General features: G+C 60.3%; 1 protein-coding gene. It reads left to right on the top strand.

What is annotated here, in order from left to right:
* Nucleotides 1–84 precede the first annotated feature (84 nt).
* Nucleotides 85–438, top strand: a 354-nt coding sequence (locus AC6CH3_RS23450) for an ATP-binding cassette domain-containing protein (RefSeq protein WP_498134714.1), incomplete at its 3' end; no start/stop codon positions are given.

Genomic DNA, 438 nt, shown 5'->3' with positions numbered 1-438 from the left:
CGAACAGAAATACTCCCGCGCAACCTCCCGGCTTCCCCGGAAGGCGAAAAAAGCTGTGCTGACCGAACCGGAAGGGACCCTGCGATGAGCAACGACGGCACCATTCACGCCCGCGGAATCCGAAAGTCCTTCGGACACAAAACAGTCCTCAAAGACATCAACCTGGACATCGCCAGCGGCGAGATCTGCTGCATCATCGGACCCAGCGGCTCCGGCAAGTCCACCGTCCTGCGCTGCATCAACGGCCTGGAAACTGTAGACTCCGGAGTCCTGAAGGTCAACGGCGAAGACTTCGGCTACTACGAGACTGCGCACGCCTACCACGCGCACAGTCCCAAGAAACTGGCTGAGCAGCGGACCAGGGTCGGCATGGTCTTCCAGTCGTTCAACCTCTTCCCGAACATGACCGCCCTGGAGAACGTCATGTCGGGACCGGTG

This window comes from Arthrobacter sp. GQ119 (genome assembly GCF_059759125.1).
Note: the sequence above shows the minus strand (reverse complement) of the source record. Positions and strands in the feature narration are given on the sequence as shown.